17 protein-coding genes are annotated in these 17,195 nt (G+C 68.0%); 7 read left to right on the top strand and 10 right to left on the bottom strand.

Annotated elements, in window-relative coordinates:
• Window positions 1-3: 3 nt before the first annotated feature.
• Window positions 4-381, bottom strand: coding sequence for a hypothetical protein (locus A5727_RS12580; protein WP_068249495.1), 378 nt, complete (start codon window positions 379-381; stop codon window positions 4-6).
• Window positions 382-524: 143 nt separating this feature from the next.
• Between A5727_RS12580 and A5727_RS12575 the strand changes: the two genes are divergently transcribed.
• Window positions 525-704 carry a hypothetical protein gene (locus A5727_RS12575; RefSeq protein ID WP_068249493.1) on the top strand — a complete coding sequence of 60 codons (180 nt, stop codon included), beginning with the start codon at window positions 525-527 and terminating at the stop codon, window positions 702-704.
• 38 nt (window positions 705-742) lie between these two features.
• Here A5727_RS12575 and A5727_RS12570 read toward each other — a convergent pair whose 3' ends face one another.
• The 6 genes from A5727_RS12570 to A5727_RS12545 form a co-directional block, all read right to left on the bottom strand.
• The gene (locus A5727_RS12570; protein WP_068249491.1) at window positions 743-1,861 is read right to left on the bottom strand and encodes a hypothetical protein; all 1,119 of its coding nucleotides are present in this window, start codon (window positions 1,859-1,861) and stop codon (window positions 743-745) included.
• 32 nt (window positions 1,862-1,893) lie between these two features.
• On the bottom strand, window positions 1,894-3,942 hold the full coding sequence (locus tag A5727_RS12565) for an acyltransferase family protein (protein WP_068249488.1): 2,049 nt from the start codon (window positions 3,940-3,942) through the stop codon (window positions 1,894-1,896).
• 106 nt (window positions 3,943-4,048) lie between these two features.
• Window positions 4,049-5,599: an acyl--CoA ligase family protein gene (locus A5727_RS12560; protein WP_068249554.1), complete on the bottom strand. Its 1,551-nt coding sequence runs from the start codon at window positions 5,597-5,599 to the stop codon at window positions 4,049-4,051.
• A gap of 142 nt (window positions 5,600-5,741) precedes the next feature.
• Window positions 5,742-7,205 carry an APC family permease gene (locus A5727_RS12555; RefSeq protein ID WP_197507652.1) on the bottom strand — a complete coding sequence of 488 codons (1,464 nt, stop codon included), beginning with the start codon at window positions 7,203-7,205 and terminating at the stop codon, window positions 5,742-5,744.
• Between the two features lie 290 nt (window positions 7,206-7,495).
• On the bottom strand, window positions 7,496-8,125 hold the full coding sequence (locus A5727_RS12550; RefSeq protein WP_068249486.1) for a TetR/AcrR family transcriptional regulator: 630 nt from the start codon (window positions 8,123-8,125) through the stop codon (window positions 7,496-7,498).
• Window positions 8,126-8,226: 101 nt separating this feature from the next.
• The gene (locus tag A5727_RS12545; RefSeq protein WP_068249484.1) at window positions 8,227-8,877 is read right to left on the bottom strand and encodes a TetR/AcrR family transcriptional regulator; all 651 of its coding nucleotides are present in this window, start codon (window positions 8,875-8,877) and stop codon (window positions 8,227-8,229) included.
• Window positions 8,878-9,014: 137 nt separating this feature from the next.
• Between A5727_RS12545 and A5727_RS12540 the strand changes: the two genes are divergently transcribed.
• From A5727_RS12540 to A5727_RS27860, 6 genes are all read left to right on the top strand, one after another.
• Window positions 9,015-10,427, top strand: coding sequence for a cytochrome P450 (locus A5727_RS12540; protein ID WP_502687677.1), 1,413 nt, complete (start codon window positions 9,015-9,017; stop codon window positions 10,425-10,427).
• A 69-nt stretch (window positions 10,428-10,496) separates the two neighbouring features.
• Window positions 10,497-10,892 (top strand): TOBE domain-containing protein, encoded by a 396-nt coding sequence (locus tag A5727_RS12535; RefSeq protein ID WP_068249480.1) that lies wholly within the window; start codon window positions 10,497-10,499, stop codon window positions 10,890-10,892.
• Window positions 10,892-11,635: a molybdate ABC transporter substrate-binding protein gene (gene modA / locus A5727_RS12530; protein ID WP_157521356.1), complete on the top strand. Its 744-nt coding sequence runs from the start codon at window positions 10,892-10,894 to the stop codon at window positions 11,633-11,635. The genes A5727_RS12535 and modA overlap by 1 nt, the downstream gene beginning before the upstream one ends.
• Window positions 11,632-12,444, top strand: a complete 813-nt coding sequence (locus A5727_RS12525; protein ID WP_068249478.1) for an ABC transporter permease — start codon at window positions 11,632-11,634, stop codon at window positions 12,442-12,444. Before modA ends, A5727_RS12525 begins: the two co-directional genes overlap by 4 nt.
• Window positions 12,441-13,520, top strand: coding sequence for a sulfate/molybdate ABC transporter ATP-binding protein (locus tag A5727_RS12520; RefSeq protein WP_082949767.1), 1,080 nt, complete (start codon window positions 12,441-12,443; stop codon window positions 13,518-13,520). Before A5727_RS12525 ends, A5727_RS12520 begins: the two co-directional genes overlap by 4 nt.
• A 222-nt stretch (window positions 13,521-13,742) precedes the next feature.
• The gene (locus tag A5727_RS27860) at window positions 13,743-13,886 is read left to right on the top strand and encodes a hypothetical protein (protein ID WP_197507651.1); all 144 of its coding nucleotides are present in this window, start codon (window positions 13,743-13,745) and stop codon (window positions 13,884-13,886) included.
• 73 nt (window positions 13,887-13,959) lie between these two features.
• On the opposite strand, the gene A5727_RS12515 is transcribed toward A5727_RS27860, so the two are convergent.
• The 3 genes from A5727_RS12515 to A5727_RS12505 form a co-directional block, all read right to left on the bottom strand.
• Window positions 13,960-15,546 (bottom strand): gamma-glutamyltransferase family protein, encoded by a 1,587-nt coding sequence (locus tag A5727_RS12515; protein WP_068249477.1) that lies wholly within the window; start codon window positions 15,544-15,546, stop codon window positions 13,960-13,962.
• A gap of 48 nt (window positions 15,547-15,594) precedes the next feature.
• Window positions 15,595-15,864, bottom strand: a complete 270-nt coding sequence (locus tag A5727_RS12510; RefSeq protein WP_157521355.1) for a hypothetical protein — start codon at window positions 15,862-15,864, stop codon at window positions 15,595-15,597.
• A gap of 109 nt (window positions 15,865-15,973) precedes the next feature.
• Window positions 15,974-17,095 (bottom strand): FAD-dependent monooxygenase, encoded by a 1,122-nt coding sequence (locus A5727_RS12505; RefSeq protein WP_068249473.1) that lies wholly within the window; start codon window positions 17,093-17,095, stop codon window positions 15,974-15,976.
• Between the last annotated feature and the right edge of the window lie 100 nt (window positions 17,096-17,195).

Genomic DNA, 17,195 nt, shown 5'->3' with positions numbered 1-17,195 from the left:
CGGCTACGGAACCGGCGGGCCGTAGATGAGGTCGGACGGCACACCGTTGTGGAACTGCCCCCACAGGTCGCCGAGGTATCCGCCCTGGTCGAAGGTGGTCTGCGTGCCGTCCTGATTGGTCACCGGCGGAATGTACGGCGCCTGGCCGGGGGCTGGGAGGCCATTCCCAGACGGCGGGGCGCCGGGAGCGGGCAGCGGCGCCGACTTCGGGAAGGGCGCCGCCACCTGGCCGGGGCAGGACAGCACGGGTTGCGGCGACATCGCCATGGTCTCCGGAATGCACGGCGACTCGGCGGCGGCCTGCGGCACCACCATGACACCCACGCCCATCAGACCCACCCCGACGATGCCGGATACGGCGACCCTGGCCAGATTCTTCATGCTGTTGAGGTTAGTGGGTCTGCCCGGGCAGGTCAGTGGGCATTCCTCAGCAAGTTCACGGGTTGCATGGGGTCCTTCGCTCAGACGCGGAGGGGACGCTGGGTTGAGTACAGCCGTTTCGGTGAACACAGCAGGAGGCCGTCATGGCAGAAGAACTCGCGACCACCGTCGTCGACCTCAGGTCTCGCCTGTCTCGACGGTCGGCCGAGAATCACTCGCGCGAGTTCGTCGAGGCCATGCGCAGGCACCCGTCCTTTCAACCCGGCCCCCTGGACCGCCTCGATCGCCGGGCCTGCGTGGTGACACCCCTTCGCCCGCGCTAGGGGGTCTGCGCCCGCGGGTCTCGTCGGCGCCGCGGCGGTCAGGAATCCGGGTCGTCGAGGACGGCCAACGCCTCGGCGGTGAGCTCCTCACGAATTCCGCTGCGCGCGTGAGCGAAGGGGACGAACGCGCGCAGGAGATCGGGCAGGTCCAGAAGGCACTGCGTCGAGACGCTGCTGGAGTCGGTCGGCCGGTTGAGCACCTCCTCGATTCGGCTCGCACTCCACCGCAGCGGATCCCCCGTCCCGGTGTCGGAGGCGATGTCCTCCAACATCTCGCGGTGCCCGCGATCCGCGAACCTCGCTGCGTGACTTGAGAAGAACTCGTCGAACAGTTCGGCGGCCTGCTGGTCGTCCACCGGCGGCGGCTGATGCCGGCGACCGCCGTCAGGCATATGACGGAGCAGCCACCGCAGCACCGGACGACAGGCCGGCCAGGTGTCGGATCGGGAGAGCACCATGATCCGCTCCGCCTGCTCGATTCCGTACTCCACCGTGGCCCGGGCGTCGGCGGGATCCATGTCGCAGAACGTGGTGTCGGGATCGGTGTTGTGGGCCTGCGCGACGGCGGTCATCTCATCGATCGACACCGGCAGAATGAACGCATCGCTGGCCTGCGAATTCCACGTGTGGTCGATGTGGACCGCGCAGGTCAGTTCCGCACCATCGGCCAGACGTGCCCCGATCACCACCTCGTCGCCCTCCCCGAGCACATGCGTCATGCGCACGACTCGGCGGATCTGCAGCTGCGGCAGACGCGGCACCCAGGCCGGTGGAGCGTCCTCGCGGGTGGCCAACTCGTCGCGGCACCGAGCCGCCAGTGCGGTGTCGTCGAGCAGTTCGACCAGCACTGCGAGCAGGGCCGTGGTCTCCGGGATCCGCACGCCGATGAAGCCCGTGACCAGGTCGTCGATGTTCACCGGTTCGGGGGCGTCGGGGTTGGCGAACGCCAGCGGATCCTGCGTCGTCGCCTCGAGCAGTACGCCGACGAGCGCGAGCAGGTCCAGCGGGTGGTCGGAGGCCAGGGCGTGGCGCACCTCGTCGACCAGCGGAGTCTCCTCGGGAGTCTCCTCCACGCTCGCCATGTGCTGTGCGCGCATACGCCGTGCGTCGCGTCGCGCCTGTTTGGCCCTGCGCCGCCTGCGCGCGTCGTCACTCATGGCCGGACCCTACCGTGCGCATCGGAGCACTCTCACCACCACGAGGTGGCCTCGGCCAGTTGCCGGCCGAGCTCGTCGGCCAGGGTGCGCACATACGTCGCGGAGAGGTGGTGCGCGTCGTGGTAGACGAGCACATTGCCCTCCACCGCGCGGCAGACGTCGGGCCGGCACACGGCGTCACTGAGATCCAGTGCAGTCATCGTCGGATAGTTCGGCAGGTGCTTCAGGGTGGGATTGCGCGGCGCCAGGGCCTCGTGACGCGCCAGTCCGCAGCTCTGGGCGTCGCCCCCGGCGGACAGGCAGTCGACCGGCGAGAAGAACATGCCGTCACGCACCATCCACGGGGTGTCCCGCATACCAAGAATTGGAATCCCGTTGTCCGACAATTCATCCCAAATCCCCAGGTAGTAGTCGGGGACGTAGTCGCCGGGCCCGTTGAGGATCGGCCGCGTGCTGGTGAAGAACACGTAGTCGGGTCGGTCGGCGATGATGCGCGCCAACGCATTGTCCGACCATGTGCGACAGGCCGGGTAGGGGTTGAACGCACCCGCGAGGACCGGCACCTCCTTGGTGGTCAACGGGCAGCCCATCTTGAGATAGGTGACCACCTTGAAGCCGTGCTGCCGGCCGAGCAGATGCAGCGCGGTGAGCCAGTGCTCGGAATGCGATCCTCCTGCCAGCGCGATGGTCCGCTCGGCCTTGGGGTCTCCGTACACGCACGTGACCACGTCCTCGCCCGCGAAGTCCGCCAGGCATTCGTCCACCGTCGCGGGCGGCACATCGTCGGACGCCTCCAGCGCGGTGGGGCGCATCGGCAGCTTGGGGACCTTCCGATGCTCGATGAGCGCGAGCCCACCCGGGTAGTCGCGGAGGGGCAGCGTGCTCAACTCCGCTCCGGTGGCCCGGGCCGCGGCGACGTGCCCGCGCCAGGCGAACGACGCCAGCGTAAGCAGCACGACCATCACCGCGATCGTGGGGATGGCCACCGCCCGCTGCAGACCCGGGTGCTGGGGCACTCGCCAGGGGGTCTCGATCAATCGCCAGGTCGCAGCGGCCGCGATGACCGCGGCCACGACCACCAGCGCACCGTCTGGGAGTCCGACTCTGTCGTCGTTGATGTGTGCGAGCCAGAAGATCAGCAGCGGCCAGTGCCACAGGTACAGCCCGTAGGCCAGGGTGCCCGCGGCCACCAGCGGGGCCGCGGCCAGGATCCGCGTCGGCCATGTCGGGGTTTCGGTCTGCGCCCCGCTGAGGATGACCAACACCGTCGCCAGCACCGGGACCAGCGCCCAGACGCCCGGGAACTCCAGAGTCCCCTCGATCAACGGCCCGCACAGCAGGATCGCCACCAGACCCGCGGCCGCCGACAGCGTCCGCAGCCAACTCGGCCAGTGCACGCGCGTGACGATCGCCGCGGTCAGCACACCCGCCAGCAGTTCCCAGGCCCGCGACACACTGCTGTAGTGGGCCAGCAGTTGGTTGCTGGACTGCATCGCCGTGGCGTAGCCGAATGACGCCACCATCGCGACCGCGGCCACGGCGACGAACACGGTGCGGCGGGCCCGACCAGCGCGCGTCAGGACGATGACCAGCGCGGCGAGCACCAGAAGGAACAGGAAGAACTGGCCGAGCACCGACACCACCCACAGATGCTGCAGGGGCGTCACGGCCTCGCTGGCCTGCAGGTAGTCGGCGGCGGAGGTGACCAGCTGGAAGTTCTGATAGAAAGCCAGGCTGGCCAGGGTCTGATCGGCGAAGGCCTCCCAGCGGGTCTGGGGCTGCACGACGACGGTCAGCACCGTGCACACCGTGAGCAGCACCACCAGCGGCGGCACGAGTCGGCGGGCCAGCCAGGACAGTTCGGCCAGCAGCCCGGGCGCATCGAGATGACGCAGCATGCGGGTGCCGAACACGAACCCCAGCACCACCAGCAGGACGTCGACGCCCCCGGAGACCCGCTCGGAGAAGACGTCGTAGCCGATCACCAGCGCGATGCCCAACCCCATCAACCCGATCAGATCGGCCCGAAATCGTCGCCCGACGGGCGCAGTGAGGGTCGGGAGGGGTTGGAGTGTCTGCACGCGAAGTTCCTGGGCCGGCGACGGGGGCGCTGACGAGACAGTCCTGCGGACGCGTCAATCGCCGGACAGAGGATAACGGATGCCGGCGGTCATCCCGACCCGGCGATCAGTGGCCCTCCCCCTCGCCGGCGCGGGACCGCAACACGTTCTTCTGGATCTTGCCGGTCGAGGTCTTCGGCAGCTCGGCGAACACCATCGTGCGCGGAACCTTGAACCCGGCCAGGCGTTCACGCAGGAAGCCCTTGAGTTCGTCAACGGTCACGGTCGACCCGGTGCGCGGAGTGATGTAGGCGACCGGGATCTCGCCCCACTTCTCGTCGGGCACGCCGATCACCGCGGACTCCATCACCTCGGGATGGCTGTCGATCACCTTCTCCACCTCGACGGAGGCGATGTTCTCGCCACCGGAGATGATCACGTCCTTGGCTCGATCGCGGATCTCGACGTAGCCGTCGGGATGCATCACCCCCAGGTCGCCGGTCAAGAAGTGCCCGTCGATGGTGACCGCGGCCGTCGCATCGTCGTCGTTGTAGTAGCCGAGCATGACGTCGTTGCCGCGGACGGCGATCTCGCCGATGGTCGATCCGTCGCGGGGCACGTCGACGCCGTTGAGGTCGACGACCCGCAGGGGGCAGGCGATGATGTTGCCGATGCCCTGCCGGGCGCGCAGCCTCGCGGCCTCGTCCGGCGGCAGGTCGTCCCATTCGGGTTGCCAGACGTTCACCGCGACCGGCCCATAGGTCTCGGTCAGCCCGTACAGGTGGGTGACGTCGAAGCCCAGCGGGGTGAGCCGGGCCAACAGCGCAGGCGACGGGGGCGCACCGCCGGTGTCGACGTGGACCCGCTCGGCCAGCGGCTGGGCGGCCGGATCCTCGGCGATCATGGTCAGAACCGTGGGCGCCGCGCTGAAATGCGTGACGCCGCCGTCGCGCAACAGGCGCCAGATCTCGGCGCAGTCGATCCTGCGCAGACACACGTGGGTGCCACCCGCCGCGCCGATCGCCCAGGTGAAGCACCAACCGTTGCAGTGGAACATCGGCAGCGTCCACAGGTAGCCCGCAGCCGGGCCGAGGCGGGTGTGATACGCCATCGCGACGGCCTGCAGGTAGGCCCCGCGGTGGTGGTACATCACGCCCTTGGGCCGCCCCGTGGTACCTGAGGTGTAGTTGATCGCGAGCAGATCGCGTTCATCGACGGTGACCTCATCATCGGGCGACGCCTCGGCGGGCAACCACGCCTCGTAGCCGTCGTCCCCCTCGATCACCACCTCGAGGCCCGTCAGCGCTGCGAGCTCCTCCGCCTGGCGCCGGAATTCACTGGTGGCGACCAGCATTCGAGCGCCCGAATGGCCGAGGATGTACTCCATCTCCGGAATCGACAGTCGGGTGTTGAGCGGGACGAGGACAGCTCCGCGGGCCGGAACCGCCTGGTGCAGTTCGAGCATCACGTGGCTGTTGGTGCACAGCGCGGCCACCCGGTCCCCACGTTGCACACCGGAGGCGGCCAGGGCCGAGGTGAGCCTGCGGCACCTCTGTGCGAACGCGGAGTAGGTCAGCCGGAGGTCACCGTCGATGACGGCGACTCGGTCGCCGAACACCTGGGCGGATCGCTGCAGCAGGCTGCTCGGTGTCAGCGGTGCGAAGGTGAAGTCAGCCATGTCGAGACCCGCCTCCTTCGATGTCGGCCGATGAGTGGCCGCACTGAGGACCATCCTGCCCCTCACGACCGGATCGTCACGCGGTTTGTCTCAAGATGTGCAGCCGGGGCGCGGTGATGGGTGCAGGACTACACCGGTTCGATCACTGCCGCCCGATCCGGACGTAGATGTCGGGACGCCTGTTCTTGAGCACCTGCGCGACCACCACGCCGATGACGAAGACGACGTAGATGCAGCCCATCACGAAGTAGGCGAAGCCGTCGGAGGATCCGAGCAGGAGCGCGAAGTTCGTCGTGGTCAGATACAGCGCCGCGAGCAGACCGAGGATCGCCAGACCTGGCGCAATCGTGGTGTGCCACACGGTGAGTCCCGGAATGTTCTGCCGCCGCAGCCACAGCGGGACCGCGAAGCTGGTGATCACGAGCAGCAGGATGAACGCGTAGCCGAACACACCGGACAACTGCGCGTAGAGGATGTTCGGATCGACATTCAGGAACGCGAAGGGGGCCAGGCCCAGCACGGCTGCGATGGAGACCGCCACCGAGGACTGGTGCGGCGATCCGTGGTCGCCGTGCACCGCGGCCAGTCGCTTCGGCAGAATGCGGTCGACACTGAGGTTGTACGCGTAGCGCGCCGTGATGTTGTGGCTGGCCAGGATTGCCGCGAAGACACCGCTGACCACCAGCACCGAGACCAGAAGCTGCGCCCAGTTGCCGACGAACTGGCCGACGGTCACCGGGACCACCCCGGCCGGATCGGCCGCGGCGGCTTCGACCGCCCGTGAGGGGCCCAGCGCCTGGACGATGACCCAGGCGGCCAGGCCGTAGAGCGCCGTGACGGTGAAGATGAAGATGGTCGAGGCCAGCGGAATGGTGCGATCGGGGTCCTTGACCTCTTCGCGATAGATCGCGGTGGCCTCGAAACCACCGAAGTTCATGATCGCGAAGAGCAGCGCGAGTCCGATGGAGCCGGACAGGAAGTTGCTGGGCTCGAAAGAGGCCATCGACAGACCCTCCGCACCACCCTGGAAGGTCACACAGGCCGCGTAGACGAGCGTCACCAGGATCTCGGTCGCCAGCACCCAGCTCAGGACGCGCGCCGACAGTTCCACCTTGAGGTAGCCCAGGATGCCGGTGATGACCATCAGCAGCGCCACCCAGAACCACCATGGGATGTCGGGGCCGTTGAGTGTGTCGGCCACCAGCGACTGCATCAGCACGCCGTTGAACGCGTAGACACCGAGCAGGATGAAGTAGTAGCAGATCAGCGCGACGAACGAGGCTCCGAGGCCCGGCAGTCTGCCCAGACCCGCTGTGATGAAGGCGTAGAAGCCGCCCGGGTTGGGAAGGTGTCCGGCCATCTTGATGAATCCGACGGAGAACAGCCAGATCAGGACACCGGTGGCCAGGTACGCCACCGGTGCGCCCAGACCGTTGCCCATGCCGATGACGACCGTGATGTACCCGACGACGATGGTCAGCGGACCGTTGAACGCCAGTACGGTGAACAGGAGGCCGAACAGGCCCATCGATCGCCGAAGTGCCGGCTGCCCGGCGACCCCGTCCTTGGACGCCACCTCAGGCGTCTCACTCAATTCGTGCGTCACGTTCCTTCTCCGGTTGAGCTGACGGGGTCAGCGGTGGCTACGTCTGACTCTGGTCGAAACCCCTTGTGCGCCATCTGTTGTGCGGCGGCGACGACAGGGTGTGTGAAGTCGCGATTCCTCCTGGCGGGCCGCGCGTGCGACGACGGGACAGGCCGGCAGACCATGCTTAGTCGGTTGACCTGATCACTTGACCAACTAGTGATGCGGATCATAGAACAACGCCGCCGCGCCCACGTCAAGCAGAAACGCGAAATTGACCGTTTCGGATGTGTCGGATGAGCTTTTTCGCGTCAGCCCTGGAGCGGTGCCGAGTTTCGGTACACCCCGGCCTCGACCGCCGCGACCAACGCGGCAGCCGCGCGGTCCATGTTCGCGGCCAATCGGTCCTCCCCGGCAAACTGAACCTGCAGCGAGAAGCCGTCCGTCACGGCCAAGATCGCGCGGCCGAGCGACTCCACATCGACGTCCCGGTCGACGTCCTCATCGGAACCGGAACACGCCAGCGTCAGGTATCCCGCCAGTCGCGAGGTCCACAGTGCATAGACGACCTTTGAGGCTCGATGCCGCTCGGGGGACCGCATGGCCCACGCATAGAACTCGAACTCGCCGATCTGCGCCTCGTTGCTCTCAGCGACCAGTTCCGTGAAGGCCCGGAGCAGCTCCTGAGTGGCCTTGAGGACACCCATGCCGGCCACCACATTGCGTCCGACGTAGGCCGTGCCGGACTCGCCGAACGTCTGCGACACCGCGACGAACAGATCCTCTTTGTTTCTGAAGCAGTAGTGCAGGCTCGCCAGCGGTGCTTTCGCCTCCTGCGCGATCCGGCGAGTCGTCGCCTTGGCCAACCCCTCTTCCCGGATCACCTTCGCCGCGGCCTGGATGAACTGATGGCGCCGCTCATCCGAGGGCACATACGCCATTCATCCCACCCTTCCGCGTTGAGCACCGTAAGGCCAGCGCACATGGGATGCTACCCGGCTGTCGCCGCCCCGCCCGGGCGCGCCGAGGACCGGTGCACCCGTCAGTGCCCCAGCCGAGTGCGCGCGACCTCGGCGGCGCCGTCTCCGGTGAGCATCCACAGCGTGGTGAGAGTGGCGATGAGCTCGTCGAGCGAGACCTGCGCCCGACCGTCGACGAAGGCCAGGATCGCATCCGCGGTGCCGCCGACGATGAACGCGGGCGCGAGCTGCGCCAGTGGATCCTTCTCCAGCGCGACGCCATGCACCGCACGCGCCCGCGAGACCAGGACCCGAGTCAGCCCACGCATGACACTGACCCGATGTTGGTGAAGCGCAGCCGAACTCGGCACTGCCCCGAAGATCACGCGGGCCCGGCGGGGATCACTCACGACCGTGCGAACCACGGCGCCCACGGCCGCTTCGGCCTGCCGCTCCAGCGACTCGGCCGCGGTCTCGGCCGCGGCGGTCAGTGCCGCGGTTCGCACCTCGTCGGCGATGTCGTCGACGACCGCGGCCGCAAGCGAGTCGAGGTCGGTGAAGTTCTCGTAGAAGTAGCGCTTGTTCAGGCCCGCAGCGGCACACAGCTTGTCCACGGTGACGGTTCGCCAGTCGTTGCCGGCCATGGCCTCGAGTGCGGCGCCGATCAGCCGCGCCCGCCGGTCCAAGCGCCGCTGCTGCGCGGACCTGCCACCGTAGGTTCGCTGATCGGTCATCGGTTCTCCCTATCCGCACTTCACACCCTTGACACCACCGCGGCCATCTGGGACGGTTCTGTACCAGATTGTCACGGATCCGGATCTCAGTCCAAGGAGCGCCCGTGCACGTTCTCGAAGCCCTCCCCTCCCCCGACGTGCTCTCGGCGACCCGCCAGCGTGTCCTCACCGCGGCCGCCAACCTGGCGTCGCGCTATCCCGGCAGGACGCAGCCGCTGGCCTCTCCGCCGGCGGGTTCCGGGCTCAAACCGGTCATGGGCGACTACGGACTCCCCTTCCTCGGTCACGCCCTCAGTTCCCTGGCCGAACCCCTTGAGTTCGCCCGCCGCCGTTATGAACTGCATGGGCCGGTGTCCTGGGTGGGCGGTGTGGGGTTACGGGTCGTGCAGTTGATCGGACCGGAGGCGCTCGAAACGGCATGGGTCAACCGCGACAAGGCGTTCTCCAGCACCCGAGGATGGGCGCCGATCATCGGACCGTTCTTCCGCCGCGGCATCATGCTGCTCGATTTCGAAGAGCACCGCGACCACCGGCGCATCATGCAGACGGCATTCACCCGCAGCGCGCTGAACGGCTACCTCGACCTGATGAAACCCGGAATCGCGCAGACCATCACGCATTGGCCTGCAGCAGAGCAGTTTCCGCTCTACGACGGCGTCAAGCACCTGCTGTTGGACCAGGCCGCCGAGGTGTTCGTCGGTGCCACCCTCGGCGCCGAGTCCGATCAGCTGTCGCGCGACTTCCACGACACGGTCTGCGGCGGCCAGGCCATCATCCGGGCCGATGTCCCCGGCGGGGTCTGGGCTCGCGGGCTGCGCGCCAGAGAACGCCTGGAACGCTATTTCGCACACCAGCTTCCAGCCCGCCGCGCCGGTGAGGGAACCGACCTGTTCTCGATGCTGTGCCGAAGTCGCAGCGAGGACGGGGACGTGTTCAGTGACGCCGACATCGTCAATCACATGATCTTCCTGCTGATGGCCGCCCACGACACGAGCGCGATCGCCATCTCCATGCTCGGGTATGAACTCGGCCGCAACATCAGCTGGCAGAACGCCCTGCGCGACGAGGCGCGTGCGTACTCGGGGGACCTGTCCCTTGAGGATCTCGACCACGCATTCCCCCTCCTCGACGCGGCCTTCAAGGAGATCCTGCGGATGTACGCACCGGCTGGCGGACTGTTCCGGCAGACCATCAAAGACACCGAGGTGGCCGGCCACTTCATCCCGAGCGGAACCCACGTGGCCATCAGCGTCTATGCGTCCATGCGCCTGGAGGACTGGTGGCCCAATCCCGACCAGTTCGATCCCGGACGGTTCCTGGCGGGGGCGGATGCCACACCGATCCACAGGTACGCGTTCGCACCCTTCGGCGGCGGCGTGCACAAGTGCCTGGGCCAGCAGTTCGCCGATATGAACGTCAAGGCGATCATGCATCACCTGCTGCTCAACTTCTCCTGGCGCCTGCCCGCCGGGTACCGGCCGCGAATGACCTGGGGCACGGGGCCGACGCCGGCCGACGGCCTCCCCGTGCGGTTGGGCCGGTTGACCTGAGATCCGCAGACGCAGATACTTTTGGCTGATAACTCCGCAAAAGCGGTTCAGTCGGCCCCGGAGGACAGCATGCCCGCCATTCGGATCAAGGATGCCGCCGCGTTTCTCGGGGTCAGCGACGACACCGTGCGCCGCTGGATCGACAGCGGGACCCTGCCGGCGTTCAAGGACGAGTCGGGGCGGAAGGTGATCGCCGGTGACGTGCTCGCCGAGTTCGCCCGTGAGCACGCGTCGCCTCCGCCGGACCCGACCGGAGCCGGGAGTTCGGCACGCAACCGCCTCGTCGGTCTGGTCACGAAGGTGACCTCCGATCAGGTCATGAGTGAAGTGCAGATGCAGTGTGGACCGTTCACCATGGTCTCGCTGATGAGCACCGAGTCCGTGCGGCAGCTCGGCCTCGAGCCCGGTGTCCCGGCCGTGGCCGTGGTCAAGGCCACGAACGTGGTCGTCGAGACGGCACGCTGATGAAGGCCCCCGCCGCCCTCGTGCCCCTGACCCTTGCCCTGCTCGTCGCCGGATGTACCTCCTCACAGGAGGATTCGTCATCGATCATCGTGTTCGCCGCCGCATCGCTCAAATCCACCTTCACCGAACTCGGCAGCAGGTTCGAGCAGGACCATCCCGGCACCACCGTCACCTTCAACTTCGCCGGATCCTCGGATCTCGCAACGCAACTGAACCAGGGCGCGCCCGCCGACGTCTTCGCCTCCGCCGACACCGACAACATGACCAGGGCCGCGGATCGTGTGAGCGGCGAACCCGTCGACTTCGCCACCAACACCCTGACCATCGTCACCGCGCCCGGAAACCCCAAGGGGATAGCGACATTCGCCGATCTGACCCGGCCCGGCATCCAGGTCGTGGTGTGCGCACCGCAGGTGCCGTGCGGGGCGGCCACCGAGAAGGTCGAGAAGGCCACCGGAGTCGCCCTCTCCCCGGTCAGTGAGGAGTCCGCGGTCACCGACGTGCTGGGCAAGGTCACCTCGGGACAGGCCGATGCGGGACTGGTGTACGTCACCGATGCCAGGGGCGCCGGCGACAAGGTCACCGCCCTGGCGTTCCCCGCTGCCGCTGATGCGGTGAACACCTATCCCATCGCCGTCCTGAAGGATTCGGCCAACCCCGAGGCGGCCGCAGCGTTCGTCGACCTCGTGACGGGGCCAGTCGGCCGGGCGGCCTTGGCGGCTGCCGGCTTCGCAGAGCCATGACCGCGCTGCGTCGGACGCGGGGGCCGGTCCGTGTCGGGTTGCCCACATGGGTCTACGTCCCGGCCGCGGTCGGTGCGCTGTTCGTGATCGTGCCGTTGATCGCGATCCTGCTGCGAATCGACTGGGCCCACTTCATCCCGCTCGTCACCTCCGAATCATCGCGGACCGCACTGGTCCTGAGCCTCAAGACCGCGGCCGCGAGCACGGCGGTGTGCGTGCTGCTGGGCGTTCCGATGGCACTTGTGCTGGCCCGCAGCCGGTTTCGCGGACTGTCGGTGCTGCGGGCGCTGGTGCTCCTGCCGCTCGTGCTGCCGCCCGTCGTCGGCGGCATCGCCCTGCTCTACACCTTCGGTCGACAGGGCCTGATCGGCGCTGAACTCGAGGTGCTGGGCATTCGGATCGCGTTCTCGACCGCGGCGGTGGTGCTTGCGCAGTCCTTCGTGTCGCTGCCGTTCCTTGTCGTCAGCCTCGAGGGTGCGCTGCGCTCGACCGGAACCGGTTACGAGCACGTCGCGGCCACCCTCGGCGCCCGGCCCACGACCGTGCTGCGGACCGTCACGCTGCCGTTGGTGCTTCCGGGTCTGTTGTCCGGTGCGGTGCTGGCGTTCGCGCGCTCGCTCGGCGAGTTCGGAGCGACACTGACATTCGCCGGATCGCTGCAGGGCGTGACCCGCACCCTGCCGCTGGAGATCTATCTGCAGCGCGAGACCGATGCCGACGCCGCGGTCGCGCTGTCGCTGGTGCTGATCCTGGTCGCGGCGGCGATCGTCATCCTCTCCGCCGGCAGGCGTTTGGCGGGTCCGCTGTGAGCAGCGTGCGGGTGCGCGCCCGGATCGCGCAACGGGGCGTGGATCTCGACGTGGCGCTGGCCGACGGCGAGGTGCTCGCCGTGCTGGGACCCAACGGTGTCGGCAAGTCCACCCTGCTGATGATGATCGCGGGTCTGCTGCATCCCGACGACGGTCGCATCGATCTCGGGGACACGGTGCTGACCGACACGGCGACCGGGACCTTCGTACCGACGCACGCGCGCGGGGTGGCCATGCTGTCACAGCAGGCCATGCTGTTCCCACACATGACTGCGCTGGCCAATGTCGCCTACGCGCCGCGCTGCCAAGGGCGGTCCCGGGCGCAGGCGCGGGCGGCGGCACGGCACTGGCTCGACGCCGTGGGCGCCGCGGACCTCGCCGACCGCAGGCCCGCCCGGTTGTCCGGAGGCCAGGCCCAGCGGGTGGCGGTCGCCCGCGCGCTGGCCGCCGAGCCGAAGGTGCTGCTGCTCGACGAACCGATGGCCGCCCTCGACGTCACCGCGGCCCCGGCACTGCGCCGACTGCTGCGTGACGTGCTGCGTGAGGCCGGTCGCACGGCCATCATCGTGACCCACGACCTCCTGGATTCCCTGGCGATCGCCGACCAGGCCGTCGTCATCGAGGACGGACGCGTCGTGGAGAGCGGTGCGGTGCGCGACGTCCTGGCGTCCCCGCGCAGCGACTTCGCGGCACGGATCGCCGGCATCAATCTGATCCCGGGTCACGTCTCGGCCCCGGGGCTGCTTCGAACCGGTTGGGGTGATTCGATTTCCGGCGTCGGCGAGGTCACGGTTGGCAGTGGTGCGGTCGCGTTGTTTCGGCCCGCCGCCGTCGCTGTGCACCTGTCCGCCCCGCATGGCAGCCCGCGCAACGTCATCCCGGTGACCATCGCCGAACTCGACCTTCACGGTGCCGGGGTCCGGATCCGTGGCGCCGACCTTCCCGACGGCGGTGTCGGACTGGCCGCCGACATCACCGCTGCCGCGGCGGCCGACCTGGACCTCGACGTCGGCCAGACGGTGTACTTCGCGGTGAAAGCGCAGGAGGTGCAGCTGCATCCGGCGTTGCCCGGGTGACTGTGACCAGCGACGCCGTCGCCCACGCATGTGACGGCGACCACGTACGTGCACCGAAAAATGTTGGGCTGTACCCAATCTCACACCAGAATTTTTTGCGTTACATGGAATTAACACCGATGATTGTCGTGTTGCACACATCGAGTGATCCTCGATCCGTGGATGCCACCCAAGAAATGAGCTCCCCCGCGACCCGGGGGGTCTACAGAGGAGTTGAAAGACATGTCCTTCGCGCAGTTCCGCGAAAAACAGAAGCGCGCCATCGGACGTCGGCGCCTCTACGCCCGCATCAGCTCGCTGCCCGCCTCGACGGTGCGCGAAGAGCTGATCGCGATCGCGCAGCGCTACGAGCGTGAGAACGCCTGACGCGACGTCTCCCCATTCCAGAGCCGGCGGCCTTCGGGCCCCGGCTCTGTTTGTCTGCCGGGGCTCGGACTGCTCAGAATCCCACGGCCTGCCCATCCCGGCGTGGATCGCTGGCGCCCAGATAACCGTCGCGCAGACGCCAGATCGCCTGACAACTGCCGAAGTGATCGGTGTCGTCGACGACGGCCACGTCGTGGCCTCGCGTGCGCAGCTCGTTGACCGTCGACGCTGAGAAGCCGGGTTCGAGGCTCACGCGCATCCCGTGCTCCCACCGGAACCGTGGCCCGTCACAGGCGGTTTGAGGGTTCTGGCCGTGGTCGGCGATGCGCACCATCATCTGCAGATGCCCCTGTGGCTGCATGGTTCCCCCCATCACCCCGAAACTCATCACGGGAGACCCAGCACGGGTGAGGAAGGCGGGGACGATGGTGTGGTACGGCCGTTTTCGCGGGCCGATGAGGTTCGGATGCCCGGGAGTGACACTGAAGCCGGTGCCACGGTTCTGCATCGAGATCCCCGTGCCCGGCACCACCACCCCCGACCCGAAGCCGTCGTAGTTGGACTGGATCATCGACACCATCATCCCGGCGGCATCGGCTGCGGTCAGATAGACGGTTCCGCCCTTCGGCGGGCTGCCGGGCGCGGCGGCCGTGGCCCGCATCGGGTCGATCAGCGCCGACCGCTGTTTCAGATAATCGTTGTCCAGCAGTCGATCCGGCGACACCGTCATGTGGTCGATGTCGGCGACGTGCGCCTGCGCGTCGGCGAAGGCCAGTTTGATCGCCTCGATCTGCAGGTGCACGCTGTCGGCGGAGTCGACGGGGAACGAGGGCATGTCGAAGTGTGCGAGCATGCCGAGCGCGATGAGGGCGATGATGCCCTGACCGTTCGGGGGGATCTCATGCAGCGTGTAACCGCGGTAGTCGATGCCGATCGGATCGACCCAGTCGGCACGGTGCGCGGCCAGGTCGGCGGCCCGCATCGCGCCACCGTTGGCACTGGAGTGCGCCTCCATCTTCGCCGCCAGCTCGCCGTGATAGAAGTCCTCACCCCCCGACTCGGCAATGGCCGCCAGCGTGGCCGCATGCTCCGGCAGACGGAACAGCTCCCCCGGCCCCGGTGGTCGTCCACCCGGCAGGAACGCCCCGGCGAATCCGGGCTGTGCGCGCATCACGGGCGCCTGTCGGGCCCACTGGGCGGCCACCGTCGGCGAGACGAGAAATCCGCTGCGGCCGTATTCGATTGCGGGCTCGAAGAGCTGGGCGAACGGCAGCCCGCCGAACCTGGCGTGCAGTTCAACCCAGGCTGACACCGCGCCCGGAACGGTGACCGAGTTCCACCCCCGCGAGGGGATCGGGCCGTCGGGGAAATAGGACGGAGTCCACGCCTGCGGGGAACGTCCCGAGGCGTTCAGGCCGTGCAGGCGCTCCCCATCCCACACGATGGCGAACGCGTCCGAGCCGATGCCGTTGGACACCGGTTCGACGAGGGTCAGGGTGATCGCCGCGGCCACCGCCGCATCGACCGCGTTGCCACCGTGGGCGAGCATCGCCAGGCCGGCCTGCGCCGCCAGCGGCTGGGACGTGCAGACGACGTTGCGCGCCACAGTGGGTGTGTGCGGCCACGCGTACGGCAGATCCCAGCTGAACGGCCCCGTCATCGCTGCAATTCTAGGGGCTGGCCGTGGCGACGCACGGGTCTGGACGCATCAGATCCAGGGCCACCAGGGCTCCCACACCGGAGCTCCATAGAAGCCGTGGGGATAGCCGTGGAAACCGCCGTAACCATGGAAACCACCCCCATAACCGTGGCCCCCGTATCCGTGACCGGCAGGCACGATGTCGCCGCCGGTGGCCGTCGAGACCACCGCCAGCCGCACCGTGCCGGTGTCGGCCCCGGCCAGGGGTGCGGCGGCGATGGTCAGCGCCGCACCGCATGCCGCCAATGCCGTTGTGATGTAGATGATTCCACTACGCATGATCGGGCTCCTTCGAGAATCCGTTGCAGGCTTGCTCTTTCCAGAGTTGCCCTCCCCCACGGCCGCGCCATCACCGCTGGCCTGCATCGGGACTACCAGCCAGCAGGTATCACGCGATGGCACGAGCCTCCTTCTCCACGTCGTAGTCCTGTACCCAGGAATGGTTCAGACTCACAGGTTGTGCGGAGTCGAAGAGATGCCCGTTGATCCGCGCGTCGTGCTGCACGCGGGCGGTGTGTCCGCGACGCAGCGTTTCGTAGCGCGTGAGCGCGTCCGGGACGTCGGCGGCGGGCACGCCGCGCAGCAGGATCGCCAGGGCCAACGCGTCCTCGATCGCCTGGTTGGCACCCTGCCCCAGATGAGGCAGCATCGGATGGGCCGCATCACCGAGCAGGGCCAGCCTGCCGGTCGTCCACCGTGGCAGCGGATCGCGATCGTAGAGGCCCCACCTGAAGGTGGACTCGACACGCGACAGCAGGTGGCGGGTCGGCGGCGCCCACCCGGCGAACGCCGCCACCAGCGCAGCGGGATCACCGGGGGCGGACCATGTTTCGACCATCCCCTCGTCGGCCGGAACGAAGCCCACATAGTTGACGAAGCGACCGGCGCGCACGGGGTAGGTCAGCAGGTGGCGCCCGTCGCCGCCCCACGTCACCAGTCCCCGCGGCCAGGTGGGCAACCGCCCGGAAGGAATCAGTCCGCGGTAGGCGACCATGCCGGAGAACACCGGGTCCCCCGCCTCCAGGACGTGACGCTGCAGTGTGGAGTGGATGCCGTCGGCGCCGATCACGACATCGGCACGCACGAGTGCGCCGTTGTCGAAACCCACCACCGCCGAGTCCTCGTCCTGACCGAACAGCACACAGCGGTGCCCGGTGCAGACGGTGCCCGGCGGCAGGGAGGATGCCAGGGCGGCCACCAGGTCAGCACGGCGAAGTGCCAGTGGCCAGGCGCCGACGCTGTACATCTCGTGTGAAACGAGCGTCCCGTCGGGAGTGAAGAACTCGAACTCGGGCAGCAGTGAGCCGAACCGGCGGACCCGCGCGCCGACGCCGAGTCGATCGAGCACACGCTGACTGTTGCGCTGCAGGGAGACACCGGCGCCGACGTCACCGAGCCGATGCGCCCGTTCATAGACGCGCACGTGTGCCCCGATCCGGTGCAGCGCAAGGGCCGTCGACAGTCCGCCGATGCCGCCGCCGATGACGGCCGCTCTCAGTCTCTTCGCCATGTTCGCCCACCTGCCCGTTCGCGGCCTGTTCGATGGCCTGTTCCATCTTCAGGATCAGCACCCCGCGCACCCGGTGTCATTGGTGCTGGCACCCATCGCT

Source organism: Mycobacterium sp. ACS4331 (assembly GCF_001667265.1).
GTDB lineage: Bacteria > Actinomycetota > Actinomycetes > Mycobacteriales > Mycobacteriaceae > Mycobacterium.
This window is presented reverse-complemented; position numbering and strand designations above follow the sequence as displayed.

Bases quoted from the DNA above. Each gene is read 5' to 3' on its own strand.
- A5727_RS12560 (WP_068249554.1), bottom strand. From the start codon at position 5,599: ATGGCTGACTTCACCTTCGCACCGCTGACACCGAGCAGCCTGCTGCAG.
- A5727_RS12505 (WP_068249473.1), bottom strand. From the start codon at position 17,095: ATGGCGAAGAGACTGAGAGCGGCCGTCATCGGCGGCGGCATCGGCGGA.
- A5727_RS12550 (WP_068249486.1), bottom strand. From the start codon at position 8,125: ATGGCGTATGTGCCCTCGGATGAGCGGCGCCATCAGTTCATCCAGGCC.
- A5727_RS12510 (WP_157521355.1), bottom strand. From the start codon at position 15,864: ATGCGTAGTGGAATCATCTACATCACAACGGCATTGGCGGCATGCGGT.
- A5727_RS12515 (WP_068249477.1), bottom strand. From the start codon at position 15,546: ATGACGGGGCCGTTCAGCTGGGATCTGCCGTACGCGTGGCCGCACACA.
- modA (WP_157521356.1), top strand. From the start codon at position 10,892: ATGAAGGCCCCCGCCGCCCTCGTGCCCCTGACCCTTGCCCTGCTCGTC.
- A5727_RS27860 (WP_197507651.1), top strand. From the start codon at position 13,743: ATGTCCTTCGCGCAGTTCCGCGAAAAACAGAAGCGCGCCATCGGACGT.
- A5727_RS12580 (WP_068249495.1), bottom strand. From the start codon at position 381: ATGAAGAATCTGGCCAGGGTCGCCGTATCCGGCATCGTCGGGGTGGGT.
- A5727_RS12545 (WP_068249484.1), bottom strand. From the start codon at position 8,877: ATGACCGATCAGCGAACCTACGGTGGCAGGTCCGCGCAGCAGCGGCGC.
- A5727_RS12575 (WP_068249493.1), top strand. From the start codon at position 525: ATGGCAGAAGAACTCGCGACCACCGTCGTCGACCTCAGGTCTCGCCTG.
- A5727_RS12570 (WP_068249491.1), bottom strand. From the start codon at position 1,861: ATGAGTGACGACGCGCGCAGGCGGCGCAGGGCCAAACAGGCGCGACGC.
- A5727_RS12525 (WP_068249478.1), top strand. From the start codon at position 11,632: ATGACCGCGCTGCGTCGGACGCGGGGGCCGGTCCGTGTCGGGTTGCCC.
- A5727_RS12535 (WP_068249480.1), top strand. From the start codon at position 10,497: ATGCCCGCCATTCGGATCAAGGATGCCGCCGCGTTTCTCGGGGTCAGC.